Genomic DNA, 19,010 nt, shown 5'->3' with positions numbered 1-19,010 from the left:
AGACAACGTATTTACTTCTTTTTGAGTTCCAGTATAATATCAACGGGCCTGTTTGTTCTGGGCCCGAATCTGGCCGCCTGGCGCTCATTCTCACTGGAACACAGCACATACATATTAAAGCTGTTCAATTGCACTATTTGGGTTTCAAAATGCCCTCCATTCTGATCCCCATCGATATCCTCTATTTTCAGGCTAAAACGCTCGGCAGGAAAGGAATTAGAAACCGACAGGAGGTAATCTTCTTTTGCAAATGGGAAAAACCATCTTCCCGAGGCATCTGCAGCAGTAGCATCTGTAATACGAACCCCTTTGTCGTCTATCTTATAATTCATTGTAAAAAGCATTGGCTCATTACTGTGAGTCCAGCTGTAGCGGTTATCAATATTGATCACCTCATTTCCTACACTATCAATAATGGTACTTTTTAAATTTTTAATGGAAGTCGGTTTTCCATTTTCATGAATGTGCAATACTAAGTAAGAAGTAAAATCATAGCCACAATGACTTTGGCCGAAAGTAACCAGTGAACTAAACAATAAAAAAATGAGGATTCCGAAGCGCATAGCTATAAAAATTTGAAGCAAATATAAACTTTTATCTGTGCTGCCATCGAAGGATTTTGGTATTTTTTTGTCCTTTGAATTAGAATTATTGCTAAATTTGAGAAAACTAAAATCCTCGGTATGAATGCCAATGAAGTTCTGATTACCCAATTCTACACCGCTTTTTCCCAGCAAAATGCCAATGGAATGATCGCTTGTTATCATCCCGAAATAGAATTTGAAGACCCGGCTTTTGGAAAACTGAAAGGGGATGATGTGCGTGCCATGTGGAAAATGCTTCTGGCCAATAACAAAACAGGAATTGATATTCGTTTTTACAATGTCAAATCGGATGACACTACCGGTTGTGCCAATTGGGTCGCAACCTATATCTTCACCAAAACAAAACGGAAAGTAATCAATCGTATTGCTGCAAAATTTGAATTCAAGGAAGGCTTAATCATAAAACACAAAGATAATTTTGATTTATGGAGTTGGTCCAAGCAGGCCTTGGAATGGAAAGGCTACCTATTAGGCTGGACAGCATTCCTGAAAAAAAGCATCAACAAACAAGCCTTAGCTTCTCTGAACCGCTATCAAAATAAATAAAAGCTGTAACTAAGCAGCAAAAATAGCAGGATCCACTTCCCATTGAAGTTTGGGATTGTAATGCAGTTTGCCTTGGCGCACTTCCAGCGGGCATTCGAAATTATTGGTATATAATCCTCCGGTTCCCAATCCTTGCGGCATCGGATTACCCAATGTAAAAGTCCATTGTGCGATAGCATTCAATCCAATATTACTCTCCAGCGCCGACGTAACCCACCAGCCAATATTGTATTTTTCCGCAAGTGCAATCCATTCGGAAGCACCCCGAAAACCTCCGATAAGACTTGGCTTTAAAATGATATATTGCGGCCTAATCGCAGCAAGCAATGCTTCTTTGTCAGCAATCGTAAATACTCCTATCAACTCTTCATCAAGTGCGATTGGCAATGAAGTAGTTTCACATAATTCTGCCATACTGTCATGTTGATGTTGACGTATAGGCTGCTCTATACTATGCAACTGATAACTAGCTAATTGATTTAGTTTATCTAAAGCTTCTTCTGCACTAAATCCACCGTTAGCATCTACGCGAATTTCCATTTGTTCCGGGGAAAAATGGCTCCTGATAAAACGTAATAATCCCAATTCCTGCTGAAAATCAATAGCGCCAATCTTGAGTTTTATGCAGTTAAAACCATTCGCAATCTTTTCCTCAATCTGTGCTTTCATAAAATCCTCAGCGCCCATCCATACCAATCCATTGATAGCAATAGCCTGTGTACCATCAACAAATTCAGAAGGAAAAAGCAGGTAAGGCGTTTGGCTTTCCAAAGATCGAAATGCCATTTCCAGGCCAAACTGCAGCGAAGGAAATTCCAGTAAGGCTTCCCATAGCGTTTCCATACCCCAATGAATATTAGCACAAACCCATTGCAGTTTCGCTTCATAATCCGGACGGTCATCAATACTCAGGGATCGTAATATCCCACACTCCCCGATTCCTTTTTTCCCATCCTGCTCCAGGACGATAAACCAGGTTTCCTTTTCCGTCAGTATCCCTCTGGAAGTCCCGCTGGGCTTTTTAAAATCGAGGATGTATTTTTGGTAGGTGGCTTTCACAGGAATTTATCTTTATGATGTGAACTATTCAGGGATTAATCCGCAATAAATTTTAATATTTTTTTGAAATTATCCGATGGCAATCCTGCTTTTTGGAAAATTTCAAAATCGTTTTTTGTTTGCTCCGCCCAACTGATTTTAGCATCAATATTCTGCTTGCGGAATTTCTTATGAATTTCTCTCGATTCAGCAGGATTTCCACTCAAAAGGTAGGCATGCGCCAGGTTGAGTTTTACTGTAAGCTCCGAATCATCGAGTTGCTCAGCAGCAAGAAGCTGTTTAATTGCTTTCTCATATTGTCTTGTAAAAAGATAACAATAGCCCAGCATATTATAATCGGACACTTTTGTTTTTGAGGCGGCTACAATATTCGTATTCAGCATACGGATCGCTTCTTCATATTTCTCCTCCTTGATTAGCTCGCCGGCTTCCGTCCTGTAATAGTTATCAATGACTTTTGCATCCCCTGTTTCTACAAGGCATAGGCGCCCAAACTTTTCAATCAGGTTATTTTTTTCAGCAGCCATCAGGTTCTTATATTCCTGAAAACTGTGCTTTGCCTTGATTTTTTCTAAAACACAAAGGCTATAATTATCCGAATTTTTCAACAATCGAGCATTCGCTGTGCTTTTGACATTCGCCAATATTGTTTTCCTGTTTTCCAGGCTCCATCCGGTACTGAGTTTTTTATCTACCCAGGGCACAATTTCAAGTATAATCTTTTCATTCAGCAGCTTGTTTTCACTCTGAAAACCGAACCAAAGATTTTGTCCATTTGCCGTCAGGCATTTGTAGTTTTTCAGGGAGATTACTTTAGCATCCTTACTCAGCGGTTTTGGTTGCGTCAGGCAGGCTTTATCGGTCTTTGCAGTCTTCTGGTAGTTCGCAGCTTCTTTCGCATCGGAAAAGATAGCGTACGTACAGTTGTCCGTTCCGGATACCGATGATAATATTGCCAGCGCTCCGGCACCACCCTGTGAATAACCGGAAGGGTCCGGAATCACTTTCAGTACCGACACCAGGTTATTCGCCAGCTGTTGGTTTTCATTCAATAGTGTGATCCGGAAAGCGAGTTCCGTCGTTCCTACAGGAAAGTCTTCACTCTTAACGGAAATGCGTTCACCCGGCCCTAATTTCACCTCTTTTGTGGTAGCCCGGTCTTTATCCCAGTATCCGCTAACAGATTGAGAAAATGAAAATGTAGTTGCGGCACATAAAAACACCGTCAGAATAGTTCGAAACATCAGTAAGGAAGTGGTAAAATTATAGTTCAAGCGATTCGCCGATTTCCAGCAGCATCAGGTCTTTTCCTTTTTCAAAAAACTTACGTTTCGCTTCTTCGTGATTGATCTCAATATAGCCGAAGGTATCAAAGTGATATCCCAGGATTTTATCACATTCCACAAAATCGGAAGCCAGGATTGCATCTTCAACGTCCATTGTAAAGTTATTCCCGATCGGGAGAATTGCGAGGTCCAGCTTGGTACGCATCGGTATTAATTTCATATCCAGCGTTAGGGAAGTATCGCCTGCGATGTAAATATTCTTATGTTCCCCTTCAATTACAAATCCACCAGGGTTCCCCCCATAGGTCCCGTCTTCAAAAGAACTGGAATGGTGTGCTACTACATATTTCACTTTCCCGAAATCAAATTTCCAGCTTCCGCCAAAATTCATCGGATGTACCTTAAGGCCGCGATTGCTGTAATAGCCTGTAATTTCTGCATTGGATACAATTACCGCTCCGGTACGTTTGGCTATTGCTTCAACATCCAGCGTGTGATCGCCGTGTGCATGCGTGATCAAAATATAATCTGCCTTTAGCGTTTCAATATCGATATGTGCTGCTTTTGGATTGGCTGTAATGTAAGGGTCAACGATGATATGTTTACCTCCTACTTCAATACCTAAACTTGCATGTCCGTAAAATGTGATTTTCATGATTGTATGTTTTTAATGTTTAAAATCTAAAATATTAATACCATTGATAATAAAATGGATAACAGGAATGTGCTGATCGCTAATTTTTTTAGTTGCGGATCCAATGCACGGGGTTCTTTATTTTTAGCAACCGTAACCAGGTGGCTGATTAAAGGGAAATAGGCAGCCAGGAATACATATTGGTCAATCCTGAATCCTACGCCATCATAGATAAACGAAAATACCAGTACCATTATCATGGCTGTAATGATCAGGAAATAATGATATATTTTGGCCTTTGCACCACCAATTTTTACTACGATTGTATTTTTATTGGATTTTCTATCGGAAGCTTCATCCCGCATGTTGTTCAGGTTTAAAACCCCAACACTCAATAGCCCGATGGCTGCTGCCGGCAATACCAACTGCAGGTCGAGTTGTTTGGAATATAAAAAATTAACCCCCAGTGTACTCACCAGTCCGAAAAAGACAAAAACGAAAATATCGCCAAATCCACGGTAGCCATAAGCTGTATTCCCTACAGTATAGCGAATTGCAGAGATAATGGCCAGGATACCCAGCACCAGAAAAAAGATGGAATAGCCTATGTTGGTATCTTTGAAAGAGACATAAATCAGTAATATGGCAGACAATAAGGTGAGCGCAGAAGTAATGATAAGCGCTCTTTTCATTGCTTCGGGTGTAATCACTCCGCTTTGGATAGCCCGTTTCGGCCCGATGCGGTCTTCATTATCGGTTCCTTTGATCCCATCGCCATAATCATTTGCAAAATTGGACAGGATTTGCAATCCCAGCGTTGTTAGCATCGCAAATCCAAAAATTTTCCAGTTAAAAACCTGAGTTGGGGTTAAAACTTCCCGCGTAGGGTTTGCTAATGCATACAAACTCCCTACTAAAATTCCGGAAACGGATAAGGGTAATGTTCTTAATCTTGCAGCTTCAATCCAGTGTTTCATTGTATCGTGTTTTTAATCTTTTTACATCCAGTTTTTATCGGATGTCTCTACCTCATATAACCATTGGTTAACGAGTTTTTTTATAGTTGTAAAATCGGTAAACATAAAATCTATCGTACCGCCGGCAGTATGCAGGCTCACATGGCCGATATCGGCACTTTTATGCCAAAAATACTGTCGTGTCGTAATGGCCTGTATTTTATACGGCTCAAAAATCTCATGTTCAATATCCCAGGCACCACTTTGTTTGATGATGAAATCATCGGCGGTATACAGCCTGTAATTTCGGTATCCGAAATAGATTATTATCCCTGCAAAAGTAATATAAAAAGGTACGAGATAGGAATAATCGTAGAGGGGAATTTCTATATTTTTTCCGATGATAAAAAAAGCTGCAACGGGCAGTACAATCCTAAAAAGTATGGGAAAAATAAGCTTTCTGAAATTCGGGTACAAGGGTGTTCCTTTTTGGGGAAGGCGATTGAAAATCAACTGTATTATTTCTTCTTTTTCCTGAGTATTGCATCCCGGAATTTCAATTTTTGATTTTTTCTGTTCGTCTTCCGTCCCCGATGCCTGCCTGATTTTTATTTCAAGGACATTGAGCTTTTTTTGGAAATAATTCCGGCGTATGGTGGCAATCTGCACTTTTTCCGGACGTATGATGGTTTCCTTGGTATCCAGTAATCCATAGGACAACAGCAAAGACTGTGGTTTTTTTACAATCCTGAAATTGTAATACTTAATAATAACACGGACAATATTGACAATCAATACCAATAACACCAAAAGAAAAACAAACAACAATGCTGAACTCATGATCAGCGTTTCGGTAAAATAGCTATCGATTTCAGTCGTTTCAAAAGCATCACCACGTCCCAGGTTACGGTAATTCTCATAAATGGTCCATCCAAATGCCCAAATCAAAAATATGGTACGGACATAATTCGAGGTAAAGCCAATTTTGAGCAGGCTCAGCAAACTAATATTGATCACCCGATCATCTGTAGGTTCCAATTCCGGAATTATCTCTTCCTGTTGCTGTGCACGGAATTCAGGATTTAGCAACCTGGATTTCAGCTCCAGTGCCATATCATGGCTTACTGCTTTGATTGTAGCTTCTTTTTTATCACTTCCGGCAGTATCGAGTTCCAAGGCGTAAACCCCAATAATTTTTTGGATCAATGACTGGTTGATGTTCACCTGCTGGATTTTCTCCATCCGGATGCCTATTTTTGTTTTATTAATAACGCCGTGATTGATTACAAACTCATTGTTGGCATCATCGATATAGAATGTGAAATTCCGGTACCGCAAATAGGCAAAAATAGCCGTAAGTACTATAATAACAAGTCCGCCAATGAACCCAAAAATACGATTGGTTTCATCAATTTTAAAAATCCAAAGGAGCAAAAACGGCCATAATCCCCGGAGTATTCTCTGGATACTGTCAAAAAACATCACCACGACACCAGTTAAAGATTGCCGCTGTGGTGACTGGAACGCCTTATTTGGTGTTTCGCTATCCAAAATCAGATTTTGTTTTGTATTTTCTGCATCAGCAATTGCTTGATATTTTCTGCGAGCTCTTTGTCAATCCCATCAATCTTCATATCACTATTGTCGCCACCCGCAGTGTAGACTTCGATCTGTGCCAGGTTGAAAATCCGGGAGACCCAACCCTGGTGCAATGCGACGTGCTGGATCCTGTTGAAAGGGACAATAGTCGTTACATGGGCTATAATACCATGCTGAAACAGGATATCATGCTCCCGTACTGCAAATCCTTTCTTTTTAAAAGAGAGGTATCCAAAAAAGAAAATCAGGAATATCAATACAATAGCACCCAGGATACAATACAGGGCATAGGGACGCCATTCTTCCATGAATACCAGAAAAACAGTTACACCAATTGCTAAAATCAAAGAAAATAGTGCAGCATTAATCAGTACCACTTTACCAAAATTGGGATGGAGTGGCATAAATGCTACATTTTCATATTTCGGCAGTTCCCTGAGATCAAGGGTTTCATTCGTAAAATCTTCATCCATAATACTGATATACCTTTACCGCAGGCATTTACTTAATTGCTATACACTATGTTGGCACATTTGAACCATCATTTCCATTTGCATGCCTTACGGAATCCATTTAATATCTTTAAAGTTAGGCTTTCTTTTTTCTAAAAATGCATTCCTACCTTCTTTTGCTTCTTCTGTCATGTACGCCAAACGGGTAGCTTCACCGGCAAATACCTGTTGCCCTACCATACCATCATCGGTCAGGTTCATTGCAAATTTGAGCATTTTGATCGAAGTAGGTGATTTTTCAAGAATTTCCTGAGCCCATTGATAGGCTGTCGTTTCAAGTTCTGCATGTGGAATCACAGCATTTACCATTCCCATATCAAAAGCATCCTGTGCCGAGTAGTTGCGTCCTAAAAAGAAAATCTCCCGTGCTTTTTTCTGTCCTACCATTTTAGCCAAGTAAGCAGAACCATAACCACCATCAAAGCTGGTTACATCGGCATCGGTTTGTTTGAAAATCGCATGCTCTTTACTCGCCAGGGTGAGGTCACATACCACATGTAAGCTGTGCCCGCCGCCTACAGCCCATCCCGGAACTACCGCGATAACCACTTTCGGCATAAAACGAATCAGTCTTTGTACTTCTAATATATTAAGGCGGTGCATGCCATCTTCTCCAACGTATCCCTGATGCCCTCTTGCTTTCTGGTCGCCTCCGCTACAAAAAGAGTACACACCATCTTTGGATGATGGCCCTTCTGCAGACAGCAAAACCACTCCGATAGAAGTATCTTCCTGAGCATCATAGAAGGCCTGATACAATTCTGCCGTTGTTTTAGGACGAAAGGCATTTCGCACATCCGGACGGTTAAAAGCGATTCGCGCTACTCCATCACATTTTTTATAGGTTATATCTTCAAATTCTTTAACAGTTATCCAATTTATATCTGACATATCTTTCATATTTTAGCGTAAAATTAAAGCATTTTTTGCACTTAAAGCTACATTCAAATTTCAAATTACAATGAAAAAAGTATTATCGGCCTTTTTACTGACCGGCTTATCCCTTACAGGTTTCGCACAAACCTATGAATTTAAAACTATAAAAGATATCGAGGCACTTCCCGTAACCTCACAGGGCATTACAGGGACCTGTTGGAGTTTCTCTGCCACTTCATTCCTGGAAGCAGAGATCATTCGGCAAACTGGAAAAAGAATTGACTTATCCGAAATGTATAATGTACGGAATACCTATCCCGAAAAAGCAGACAACTATGTGATGCGCCAGGGTAAAGCCCAATTTGGGGAAGGCGGACTTGCCCATGATGTGATCAATAGCGTGAGAAATTACGGGCTGGTACCACAAAGTGTCTACTCTGGACTTACACCGGATGCTGACAAATACAACCATGTAGAAATGGCTGCTGTACTGGAAGCGATGCTTAAGGTATATGTCGATAATCCCGGGAAAAAATTGTCCCCACAATGGAAAGAAGCGGTATCCGGAGTCCTGGATGTTTACATGGGAAAAAATATTTCTGAGTTTACCTATGAAGGAAAAAAATATACTCCAAAGAGCTTTCTGGCGATGACCAAGATCAATCCGGACGATTACGTTACGATTTCCTCCTTTTCGAGGTACCCGGAGTACAAACCTTTTCTCCTGAATATTCCTGATAATTTTTCCAATGGCAGCTTTTATAATTTGCCCCTGAATGAATTTGTTGCGAATATTGATAATGCACTTGCCAATGGATTTACTGTTGAACTTGATTGTGATGTATCAGAAAGTACATTTTCGGGAAAGAATGGTGTTGCGGTAATTCCTGCCAACGAAGAAGATAGCAAAAGTATACTGACTGAAATCAAACCGGAAAAGGAAATCACTCCGGCCTACCGACAGTCAGAGTTTGATAATTTTACAACTACTGATGATCACCTGATGCACATTGTTGGAAAGGTAAAAGACCAAAAAGGAAACGAATACTACAAAGTAAAAAACTCCTGGGGTACCGACAGCAAAAGAGTTGCGAATGGTGGCTATGTATATATGAGCATCCCGTACCTGAAATTAAAAGCGATTTCAGTCCTGCTTCATAAAGAAGGATTAACGAAAAAAACACGTAAAGATTTGGGGGTTTAATTCCGGAATCTAATTTATTTTTCTACAAAAAAGAGGCTGTCCGAAAGACAGCCTCTTGTATGATAGCATCACATAATAGCGTTACGTACTGATTATGCCTTATCTTCTTTTAATAATAGTTTCGCAAACAGTTCCTTGTCTTTGGTTAAAGCTTCATTTTCTTTTTTCAACAAAGCGATAATATCATCTTTTGCCTGCAAGAGCTTCTCCCGGTCGGTATTGTAGGAAGCTTTTTCCTCCTGAAGGCTCATAAACGGATAATCATAGCCGCCATTAAAGTATTTCTCGTATTCTGTATCTTCAATAAAATAATAAACGCTTTTATTTACCGCATCTGCCAACTGGATAATAAAATCCAGCGAAACATCTTTGGACTTGAACCGGTTTTGAAGACCCTGAGGGGAAATCTGCAATTTTTTAGAAACTTCCACAAGCTGTACATCTTCTATTGCCTGTAATTTTTCTTTTAAAATAATCCCGTTCATTTATAAATATTTTTGTTTGTTATAAATATTTTTGCTTACATTTGTAAACTCCCCCTAACGACTTCGTCAAAAGAACTACAGCAATAACTGGCAATATAATAAAAATATTGTACGGTCAGGTGAATATTGCCCCATTTTAAACTTTATAAATCCTCCTAAAAAAACAACTATGACTACTTTTTGGACAGAGAATGCTGCCAATGCTGAAATTGTAATGCAAGTTCTTTTTGTAGTACTCAAACTTCTCATTACTGGCGGGTGCTATTATATTACAAAAGACATCCTAATGGCTGAATACCTCCAAAAAAGAAAAAATAACATGCCCAAAAAAGAGAAGGAACCTCCGACGGTATAACTACATCTGTCAATAGTTCCTGAAACGGGATACCGAAACCATTGCTTCAGGTTCAAAAACTTTTTTATATGTTCATGTAGTACAACTAATTCTTTTTGAATCCTTTTTATTTTTTATAGGGATAGTATTCTGAGCCTTATACCGGCAAGGGCTTTTATGGAAAAGAGGGCACAATATACTGTTTGCGAAGCTGATAAAACAGCCGTTAAAAAGATGTTAACCTTTTAGAAATGTTTTCCTGAAAATTTATTTGTTTGGCTATATTTGTGATTCGCATTATTCCTCCCCTTATTATTTAAAATGAAGTTTATAAAAATCATCCCAATACTTGCTATAGCCGTTTTATCTTCCTGTAAAAATGACAACTCAGCACTCGCAGAAAATCGTTCCTCCGATATAAAAGTTAAAGATACCACCTTACGAATCCTGCCGTATCCCGGAAAAATGCCCACCGTTTCCAGTAGTTATATTGCCAGTAAAAAAAGCCATGTAGCAAACTTTTATGAAAAGAACTGGGATCACAACACCATGAATGGCGGCTTCCTGGTTGCGAAAAACGGACAGATTATTTTTGAAAAATACCAAGGCATTTCCGATAAAAGCAAAAAATCAGAAATTACAGCCAATACACCGCTGCATATCGCCTCTGTCAGCAAAGTCCTGACGGCAACAGCAATCTTAAAGCTTGTCGATCAAAAAAAGCTTACACTGGATCAAAAGGTAACTACCCTACTCCCAACGTTCCCTTATGCTGATGTTACGATCCGAACGTTGTTGAACCACCGAAGCGGTCTTCCGAATTATGCTTATTTTACCGACCAGAAAGAAATCTGGGACCGTACTAAAATACTGACTAATCAGGATATCCTTGATTTATTGGCCAAACATAAGTTCCCCCTGTATTTTAAAACTGATAAAAAATTCGGGTATTGTAATACCAATTTTGCCATATTGGCTCTGATCATCGAAAAGAAAACAAAAATGAATTATCGTGACGCGATGCAAAAAATCATTTTTGAACCGCTCGGGATGAAAAATACATTTGTTTTTGATTATATGTATGATAAAGGCAAAACCAGCCAGTCGTACAAAGGGAATATGGTACAATTTGATTTCGATTACCTGGATAACATCTATGGGGACAAAAACATCTATTCTACACCACGGGATTTATTAAAATTTGATATGGCCACCTACTCTCCTCATTTCCTAAACCCGGATTTGCTTAAAGAAGTTTTTAAAGGCTATAGCTATGAGCATAAAGGCAACAAGAATTATGGCCTCGGAATCCGTATTACGGAATGGGAAACAGGAGAACGCATGTTTTACCATAATGGATGGTGGCATGGCAACACCGCTTCCTATGTGAAACTTAAAAATGATACTGTCGCCATTATTGCCATCTCTAATAAATTCACTTATAAAACCTACAGGACCTGGAAACTGGCTCCCTTATTCGGAGTTTATCCTGTAAAATTGGATAAAGACGAAACGGAATATTAATTACAGTAACATTTCCAAATAAAAAATCCCCTGGGCTTATAGCGCTCAGGGGATTTTTTTGTTTATGGAGGAATATATTAACCGAATTTTACCGATGTCATATTTAAAGAACCGCCTACCATCTTATCGTTGAAAAAAGTAGTTTCGTCTTTAGCATCCTGCAGTCCCAGTGTATATAACAATGGATAATAATGATCCGGAGTGGGAATCGCTAATGTGGCTGCTTTACTGAGGTTTTTATAATCAATTAAGGCTTTAAAATCCTTATCGGTAATCTTATCTTTAAAAATAGTATTCATTTCGATGGCCCAGTCAAATCCATAATTGGGCTCATTCATCTTATTCCAAGCGATCATCTTGAGGTTATGCACCATATTGCCACTTCCGATAATCAACACTCCTTTTTTTCGAATTGATGCTAACTCTTTGGCCAGTTCATAATGGTATTGTGGCGGCTTGTTGTAATCAATACTCAATTGCAATACCGGAATGTCCGCATCGGGATACATATGGCGTACAACGGACCAGGTTCCATGATCCAATCCCCAATCGTGATCCAGGCCAACATGGGTGCTTTGGATAAGGTCGGCGGTAGCCCGTGCTAAAGCAGGATTTCCGTTTGCAGGATATTCCACATCGAATAGTGCCTGCGGAAAACCACCGAAATCATGGATGGTCTTCGGATGTTCCATAGCAGTAATATGCGTTCCCTGCGTCAGCCAGTGTGCGGATATCACCAACACGGCTTTGGGTTTAGTAATCTCCTGTCCCATCCGGGTCCAGGTTGCTGAAAATTCATTATCCTCAATCGCATTCATTGGAGAACCATGCCCAATAAATAATACGGGATGCTTCTCGTCTTCTTCGCCCAAAGATCGGGTCCAGTCATAAAAAGGCTGCAGTGTTGCCATAGTCATTCCTCCTATTAATGTTCTTATAAAATATTTACGTTCCAAAAGCCAACATTTGTATATACAAATGTACTGAATATTTTAGTATGATGAATTATATTCCGGCCAAATTTCATTTTTCGATTGCTGCAATACTTTTGGTATACAAATGCCCGCATTAAGTAATTATAAAAATGTTTCAGACACAAAAAAACCGGGAAATTTCCCGGTTTATATTTGTAATTATATTTTTTATTTGATGAGGTAAATTCCATCGTCTTTAATCTCGATCAGTTTATCCCTGTACAGGGCGCCAATGGCTTTCTTAAATGTCTTTTTACTCATCTTAAGTACCGTTTTAATATCTTCCGGATGACTGGCGTCGTTGAGCCTTAAAAAGCCTCTGTTCGCCCGCAATTCGTTTAGTATTTTGTCGGCATTAGGCTCGACATTTTCATAGCCTTGGATTTGTAAGGATACGTCTATTTTATTATCCGGACGAATATTTTTGATGTAGCCTCTCAAACGATCACCTGTACGGATGGCATCATCATACACCTCATCTTTATACACTAACCCTTTGTGCTGCTCATTGATAATCACATTAATCCCGGCTTCGGTAATGTGGGAAACAATCAGGTCTACTTCTTCATTTTTCTCTACCGTCAGGTTGTCGTTATTCAGGAACTGATTGGTCTTGCTGGAAGCGACCAAGCGATTGGTTTTCTCATCCATATACAAATATACCAGGTACCGTTTCCCTTTTTCCATCGGGCGTGCCTGTTCTTTGAACGGAACAAGTATGTCTTTTTCCATTCCCCAATCCATAAACGCTCCTACATTATTCACGTAGTTCACCCGCAAAAGTGCAAATTCGTTTAGCAATATATACGGCTCCAATGTGGTAGCCACAGGACGCTCTTCATGGTCCAGATACACAAAAACCGTTAATTCATCCCCTATTTCAAATTGGTGGGGTACATATTTGTTGGGCAGTAAGATGTCTTCTGCTTCATTACCATTGCCTAAAAAAAGTCCCACTTTAGTATCACGCAAAATGGTAAGCGTGTTGTATTTTCCTATTTCAATCATGATATTTCTATTTTTCCACAACACGACTGGTTGTTGCGGTAAGCGGCAAAGGTACGAAGTTTCAAATTAGGTTCATTTACTGAACTGCGATATAATCATCTGCTTTGCTATTTCAACGGTTACGGCCTGCCCTAAAATGCAAAAAGCCTGCAATACTATGGTACTGCAGGCTTTTATACTATTGGTAATTTTTAGAAATCAAATTTATAGGATGCTCCAACTACGACCTGAATCTGCTGAACCGGATAGTTAAGCCATTTTTGGTACGCACTGTTTGCAAGATTGTTTCCTTTCAGGTAAAATGACAGTCTATCGGTGTAGTTGTACCCTACGTTCAGGTTGGCATCAAAATAACTTTTCAGGGTTACCACCGTATTGGTAGGCACTAAAGCGGTAGTCAACTGCAATTGGTCGTCTCTTTCCCCTACATAAAATACATTCGCCCCGGCAAACCATTTGTTCGTGATTTTGAAATCAAGGTTGGCGCCTAATTTCAATTCCGGTAGGTTCCACGCTCTGAATTCATTGTCGGTTGTATAGTTGTTATACGTACCATTGATTCCAAAAGCAAATGAATTCGAGATATCCATTTTCAATTCGCCAAAGATGCTGATGGTTCTTACATTATCATAGGTTACCCCAAAAGAGTTACCGTATTTGTATGAAGCATCCACATTGGTATCGCTATAAGGGTTGGCTGTAAACAACGCTTTACTTTTTTCATTCATCACCGAACCTCTCACATTATACGCCACATTACTGGCCAATTTTCCTTTTAATCCTAAATACAGGTCATACTGCTGATCTGTTGGTGCAACAGCCAATGTAGGAGACAGGAATTGGTTTTGCCCTACAAAATCAGCATAGGAATTTTGTTTTAGTGTTCCTTCAGCTCCGGCATAAGCAATCATCAGATCGCCCACCACTTTATAAGAAGCTGTTACCTGTGGGTAGAAATACAGTTTATTGTCACTTGTTTCATTATTTACGCTGTAGAAAATTCCAGCACCAATTTTAAAAGCAAAATCTTCTTTCACCAATACAAAGCTTGGCTGGAACCCGAAATTAGCAAAACCATAATTTATTTTTTCCGGTGATGCAAATCCTTTATCAAAAGAACCGCCAACGTAATCTACGATGAAATCGGTTTTTACTTTTTCACCCAGGAAATCAAATTCGAAGGTCGGTTTTACGAAGAAACGGTTTTCAGCAGAATCACTTCCATCCCAAAAGCGCTTGTATAAGACTTCGGCCTGGCTGAATACACTTTCTTTGGTATTAATCTTCCCACCTACATACAATGTATTGTAAGCTTGCTTTACATCAAGATCTGCCAAAAGTGGCGCCTGAAATAAATCCTGTGGTACACCATACCAGTTGTAGACCTGGTTTCTATACCCTAAATCTACATTCCAGCTATAAGATTGCTGCTGGTTACCGTAGGTAAGGTCCAATCTGGAATCATAGAAATAATCATCCAGCGACACATCCTTAATGCCTCCCTGTGATGAATTATGGCGAAACATTCCCCCTACATATTCATTACGGTTCAGGTTTTCAGTGATAAAAAGTTCCCCTATTGCCGTTCCGTAATTCCCTATTCCCAAAGAAGCATAATTGTTATAGGTCTTTTCCTGTTTTCCTTTTTCCACTCCTGCAGCTTTCCCTTTGGAAGGCGTAAAAGTTGAGGCTACGGGAAAAGAGAAGATATTATATTGAATAGCCTCTTTTTTGGTCGTTTCCTCATCTTCAAAAGTGGGTGTTTCCTTTACTTTGAAAGCATCGGAAATTGTTGGCGTATAAGGTTTCACAACATTGATCACTTCTGATCCGATGTTTTCATCTTTTTTCTGCGAATAGGTGCTTTGGATACCCGCAAAAAGTACCACTAAAGCTATTGTATATTGAAATTTGATTGTCATATTTTAAAAAATTAAGTCTTGGAAATTAAATGGTAAAATCAATTTACCCTTACGGTCTGGTCTGGATGGATGAATTGCTTTTTCCTTCTTCTTTCTTAATGATTTCAAGTTCTGCAGTAGCTTCATCTACAACATCCTGGTAATCCTTAAAGTTTTTGATGACACTTTCCAGGATATAATTGGCCTGGAATGCATCTTTCAGTCCGTAGAAATTTTTCGCCATCAACACCAATCCTTTGGCTCCAAAATATTTGTATCCGGAATATTCTTTGGCCAGTTTCTGTACTGCCGTATTGGAAGCTTCAAACTTCCCATCTTTATTTTTAAAATAAGCATCATAATATAAGGCTTCTGCCGCTACCTCACCTTTAGCGATAGTCAGCAATTTGGCGTAGGCGGTTTTTGCTTTTCCTTCATCATTTGTTTTAATTGCGGAACGGGCCACCATGATCTGGGCATCACTTTTTACTTTATCATCCGTTTTAGGATTGGACAATACCTTTTCAGCATACACTACCGTATTGGCATAATCTTTTTGATCGTAGTAAGCACGCATCAGATTGGATTGTGCGAATGTGATATTCTGAGGATAATCGGCTTCTGTTTCCAAACGTTTCAGTACCGGAACGGCATTGGTGAAATCATTTTTCTTCAGGTAAATATCCGATAAGCGGGCTAATGCCTGTTCGGTAAATTCATTTCTTGGGCGTTCTGCTACATTTTTGAAATTGGCTACTGCCAGATTTTCCAGTTTATCACTGTAATACAATTGCCCCAGGTAGAAATTGGCTTTCAAAGAGTGAATGCCGTTCGGGAAACTGGACAGGTACCCGGTAAATCCTGCTATCGCCTGTTTGGTATTATTCTGCAGGTATTGTTTTTCAGCAGATTCATAGGTTGTATTATCCAGTTCGGCATCGGTAACCTCAACAAAACTTAAGGTTTTTACCCAAGTCGCATATTCTGCTACGTTCCCACCATCTACATAAATCAGTCGTGCTGTTGCCACGGCCTCCAGTGCTTCAGGGGTGTTAGGATAATCTGCAGCAACTTTTTTAAATTTCGCCAGAGCTAACTGGTCTTTCTCCGCATTGTAATACACCAATCCTTCGCGTAAAATTGCTTTGGAAGCATACGATCCGTTTTTGTACTCATTGAGCAACTGGTCGTAGGCTTTGATGGCGCTGTCGTCTTTCTTCTCGGTAACATAGGTATTTCCTAATTCAAACATCGCATCATCACGGTATTGTGATTTTGGAAAATTCTGAATGAATTTAGTAAGGTCTTCGATTTTCTTTTCATTACGGGCAACAAACCCATAACTGATCGCTTTTTGGAACGCAGCATAATCCGCATCCATTCCTTTAGTCTCGATCACTTTGTTATATGCTTCCATCGCAGGCCAGTATTTGGTCGCGACAAAATAACTGTCTCCCATTCTCAGGTAGGCATCGTTGAGTCTTGTTTTATCTGCTCCGGCTGTAGCGATATAGTTTTTGAAATTCTCTGCTGCCGGTTCGTATTCTTTTAATTTGAAATAGGTATAGGCAAGATTGTAGCTGGCATTTTTAAATTCCGGCGTATTCTTGGCTTCTCCCATGCCTAAAAACTGTTTGTAGCTGAGTAGCGCTTCCTTGAAATTGCTCAGGGTATATTCTGTTTCTGCTTTCCAGAAGGTCGCTCTTGCTGTAAATTTAGCATCGCGGTTCTCCCCTATCGATTTTTTAAACATGGCAAGCGCATCCTGGTAATTCCCATCGGTGTACAATTCAAGGCCACGGTAAAAAGTCACTTTCTGGTATGCCAGCCTGTTTTCGGAACTTTTATTCTTCTCCAGCAGGACTAAGGCATCCTTATAGTTTTTGGACGTAATAAAAGAATTGATCAGCAGGGTTTCTATTTCCTGTTTGTTAGGCGTATTCGGGTATTTGCTCAAAAAAGAAGACAATACATCCGGAATACTCTGGTAGGAGTTTCCGATTTCGTAACTCAGCTTGGCATAATTCAGGTAAGCGTCTTCCTGGATTTTAGCATCAAACTCCATTTCGGAAGCATTTTTGAACGCATTCAATGCCTGTTGCTTTTTGTCGGATTTCAAATAACTCTCTCCTAAATGATAATAGGCATTTTGAGCAACACTATCTTTCCCATCGATGATCTTATTGAACTGTGCGATAGCATTTTCAAAATCATTCTGTTTGTAATATGCATAACCCAACATATAAAAGTCGGTGTTGTTCCATTTCCCTTTTTTTCCTTTGTATTCTTTCAGGTAAGGGATGGCTTTATCGTATTGTTTGAGGTTGAAATAGCTTTCCCCGATAATTTTAGACAGCTCTGATTTTTCCATCGGGCTGGATTTTGGCATGGCTGCCAATCCCAATTCAATAGCTTTATCGAATTTACCGAGTTTAAAATTCATATCGGCCTGGAAGTAGGACATTTTCTCTTTGTACTTCTCTTCGCCCTGTACCTGGTCAAAATACTGATTGGCTTCTTTATAGTTGTCTCCTTCATAGGCCATAAAGCCCAGGTAATATTTCGCCTGGGAACCGTACTCCTGGGAATTGACAACGGTATTAAAATATTTCTCAGCCTGTTTCTTGTCTCCTGTTGTAAAGAGGCTATAGCCTTTCTGGAAATTGAATTTATCTTTATCGGCCTGGCTCAGGGTATTTTCATCCACTTTTTCAAACCAGGACATTGCCTGTGGGTATTTGCCCTGTTCGAAATAATAATGTGCGACCTCAATATAGGCCTGGTTTTGCTTGGTACTGGTCGGATAGTTCTCTACGAAGCTTTCCATCAGTGCATCAGCATTCGCCTGGTTCAGCCTGATCGCTGTATTAGCAATGTAATAGGCACAGTCAGCCTGTACTTCCTGGTTTGGATTTTCTGCTTTTATTTTATTGAAAAAAATCTGTGCAGACTGGTATTGTTTTTCATTATAAAGTGCAACAGCGCGATTAAAATCTTTGAGATCATTGGTGTATATAGCAGATTGCTGTGCAAAAGTGGTGTGTGCTCCAGCGGAGAGCATCAGAATTGGCAGCCAGGAAAGTTTATGCATTGTTGTACGGTTTTTAAATCAAATATATTATAATTCTCTTATTTTATAACGCTTCAAAGATAGTTTTTAGTATCAGGATTTGGGCAATGATCCCGAATTAAAAGCTAACCCCTGCCGTTTCAAATTGTTAATTCCATTTTTTAGCCCGGGAGTCCCAGTTGTGTTATGCATGCCCTGAGTGCTAACAGGTGGCTAATGTTGCCTCCGGAACCGGCCATTTGGGAGGAACTGAAAAGAAACGAAATCCTCCTGATTTTGCGGATTCATAAATAAATTTTGATTGCGCAGCTGAACTTCTTACTTTTACGAAATCAAAAGGAGGAATCCAGCTGCATAAACACTACTATGGTCGTCGTTTTAGCCCCGACAGCAGTGGTATCTTTTTTAGCCGATTTTTCTTCGGCTGAAAAAATACA

At 39.7% G+C, this 19,010-nt stretch carries 17 protein-coding genes; 4 read left to right on the top strand and 13 right to left on the bottom strand.

What is annotated here, in order from left to right:
- Positions 1-11: 11 nt before the first annotated feature.
- Positions 12-563 (bottom strand): hypothetical protein, encoded by a 552-nt coding sequence (locus tag FK004_RS10995; RefSeq protein WP_157956078.1) that lies wholly within the window; start codon positions 561-563, stop codon positions 12-14.
- A 120-nt stretch (positions 564-683) separates the two neighbouring features.
- Here FK004_RS10995 and FK004_RS10990 point away from each other — a divergent pair, with 120 nt between their 5' ends.
- The gene (locus FK004_RS10990) at positions 684-1,151 is read left to right on the top strand and encodes a nuclear transport factor 2 family protein (protein WP_108737302.1); all 468 of its coding nucleotides are present in this window, start codon (positions 684-686) and stop codon (positions 1,149-1,151) included.
- A 9-nt stretch (positions 1,152-1,160) separates the two neighbouring features.
- Here the strand turns inward: FK004_RS10990 and FK004_RS10985 are convergent, their stop codons facing one another.
- From FK004_RS10985 to FK004_RS10955, 7 genes are all read right to left on the bottom strand, one after another.
- Positions 1,161-2,210, bottom strand: a complete 1,050-nt coding sequence (locus FK004_RS10985) for an o-succinylbenzoate synthase (protein WP_108737301.1) — start codon at positions 2,208-2,210, stop codon at positions 1,161-1,163.
- A gap of 35 nt (positions 2,211-2,245) precedes the next feature.
- Complete coding sequence (locus FK004_RS10980) at positions 2,246-3,484, bottom strand: tetratricopeptide repeat protein (protein ID WP_227871592.1); 1,239 nt, start codon at positions 3,482-3,484, stop codon at positions 2,246-2,248.
- Positions 3,474-4,151: a metal-dependent hydrolase gene (locus tag FK004_RS10975; RefSeq protein WP_108737300.1), complete on the bottom strand. Its 678-nt coding sequence runs from the start codon at positions 4,149-4,151 to the stop codon at positions 3,474-3,476. The genes FK004_RS10980 and FK004_RS10975 overlap by 11 nt, the downstream gene beginning before the upstream one ends.
- A 26-nt stretch (positions 4,152-4,177) precedes the next feature.
- Positions 4,178-5,107, bottom strand: a complete 930-nt coding sequence (gene menA / locus FK004_RS10970) for a 1,4-dihydroxy-2-naphthoate octaprenyltransferase (RefSeq protein ID WP_108737299.1) — start codon at positions 5,105-5,107, stop codon at positions 4,178-4,180.
- A gap of 21 nt (positions 5,108-5,128) precedes the next feature.
- Entirely contained in the window at positions 5,129-6,637 is a 1,509-nt protein-coding gene (locus tag FK004_RS10965; protein ID WP_227871591.1) for a PH domain-containing protein, read from the bottom strand.
- Positions 6,638-6,639: 2 nt separating this feature from the next.
- Entirely contained in the window at positions 6,640-7,158 is a 519-nt protein-coding gene (locus FK004_RS10960) for a PH domain-containing protein (RefSeq protein ID WP_108737298.1), read from the bottom strand.
- 87 nt (positions 7,159-7,245) lie between these two features.
- Positions 7,246-8,088: a 1,4-dihydroxy-2-naphthoyl-CoA synthase gene (locus tag FK004_RS10955; RefSeq protein ID WP_227871590.1), complete on the bottom strand. Its 843-nt coding sequence runs from the start codon at positions 8,086-8,088 to the stop codon at positions 7,246-7,248.
- Positions 8,089-8,158: 70 nt separating this feature from the next.
- Between FK004_RS10955 and FK004_RS10950 the strand changes: the two genes are divergently transcribed.
- Positions 8,159-9,277, top strand: a complete 1,119-nt coding sequence (locus FK004_RS10950; protein ID WP_108737297.1) for a C1 family peptidase — start codon at positions 8,159-8,161, stop codon at positions 9,275-9,277.
- 92 nt (positions 9,278-9,369) lie between these two features.
- Here the strand turns inward: FK004_RS10950 and FK004_RS10945 are convergent, their stop codons facing one another.
- Positions 9,370-9,762 (bottom strand): hypothetical protein, encoded by a 393-nt coding sequence (locus tag FK004_RS10945; protein ID WP_108737296.1) that lies wholly within the window; start codon positions 9,760-9,762, stop codon positions 9,370-9,372.
- Positions 9,763-9,931: 169 nt separating this feature from the next.
- On the opposite strand from FK004_RS10945, the gene FK004_RS10940 reads away from it, so the two are divergent.
- On the top strand, positions 9,932-10,117 hold the full coding sequence (locus FK004_RS10940) for a hypothetical protein (RefSeq protein WP_108737295.1): 186 nt from the start codon (positions 9,932-9,934) through the stop codon (positions 10,115-10,117).
- 300 nt (positions 10,118-10,417) lie between these two features.
- Positions 10,418-11,620: a serine hydrolase domain-containing protein gene (locus FK004_RS10935; RefSeq protein ID WP_108737294.1), complete on the top strand. Its 1,203-nt coding sequence runs from the start codon at positions 10,418-10,420 to the stop codon at positions 11,618-11,620.
- A 77-nt stretch (positions 11,621-11,697) separates the two neighbouring features.
- Here FK004_RS10935 and ygiD read toward each other — a convergent pair whose 3' ends face one another.
- The 4 genes from ygiD to FK004_RS10910 form a co-directional block, all read right to left on the bottom strand.
- The gene (gene ygiD, locus FK004_RS10930) at positions 11,698-12,531 is read right to left on the bottom strand and encodes a 4,5-DOPA-extradiol-dioxygenase (protein WP_108737293.1); all 834 of its coding nucleotides are present in this window, start codon (positions 12,529-12,531) and stop codon (positions 11,698-11,700) included.
- Between the two features lie 231 nt (positions 12,532-12,762).
- Complete coding sequence (locus FK004_RS10920) at positions 12,763-13,602, bottom strand: CvfB family protein (protein ID WP_108737291.1); 840 nt, start codon at positions 13,600-13,602, stop codon at positions 12,763-12,765.
- Between the two features lie 191 nt (positions 13,603-13,793).
- Entirely contained in the window at positions 13,794-15,524 is a 1,731-nt protein-coding gene (locus FK004_RS10915) for a TonB-dependent receptor (protein ID WP_108737290.1), read from the bottom strand.
- A 49-nt stretch (positions 15,525-15,573) separates the two neighbouring features.
- On the bottom strand, positions 15,574-18,594 hold the full coding sequence (locus tag FK004_RS10910) for a tetratricopeptide repeat protein (RefSeq protein ID WP_108737289.1): 3,021 nt from the start codon (positions 18,592-18,594) through the stop codon (positions 15,574-15,576).
- Positions 18,595-19,010 lie beyond the last annotated feature (416 nt).

It is taken from the genome of Flavobacterium kingsejongi (genome assembly GCF_003076475.1).
Taxonomy (GTDB): Bacteria; Bacteroidota; Bacteroidia; order Flavobacteriales; family Flavobacteriaceae; genus Flavobacterium; species Flavobacterium kingsejongi.
The sequence above is the reverse complement of the archived record's forward strand: the minus strand, read 5'-3'. Positions and strand labels throughout refer to the sequence as shown.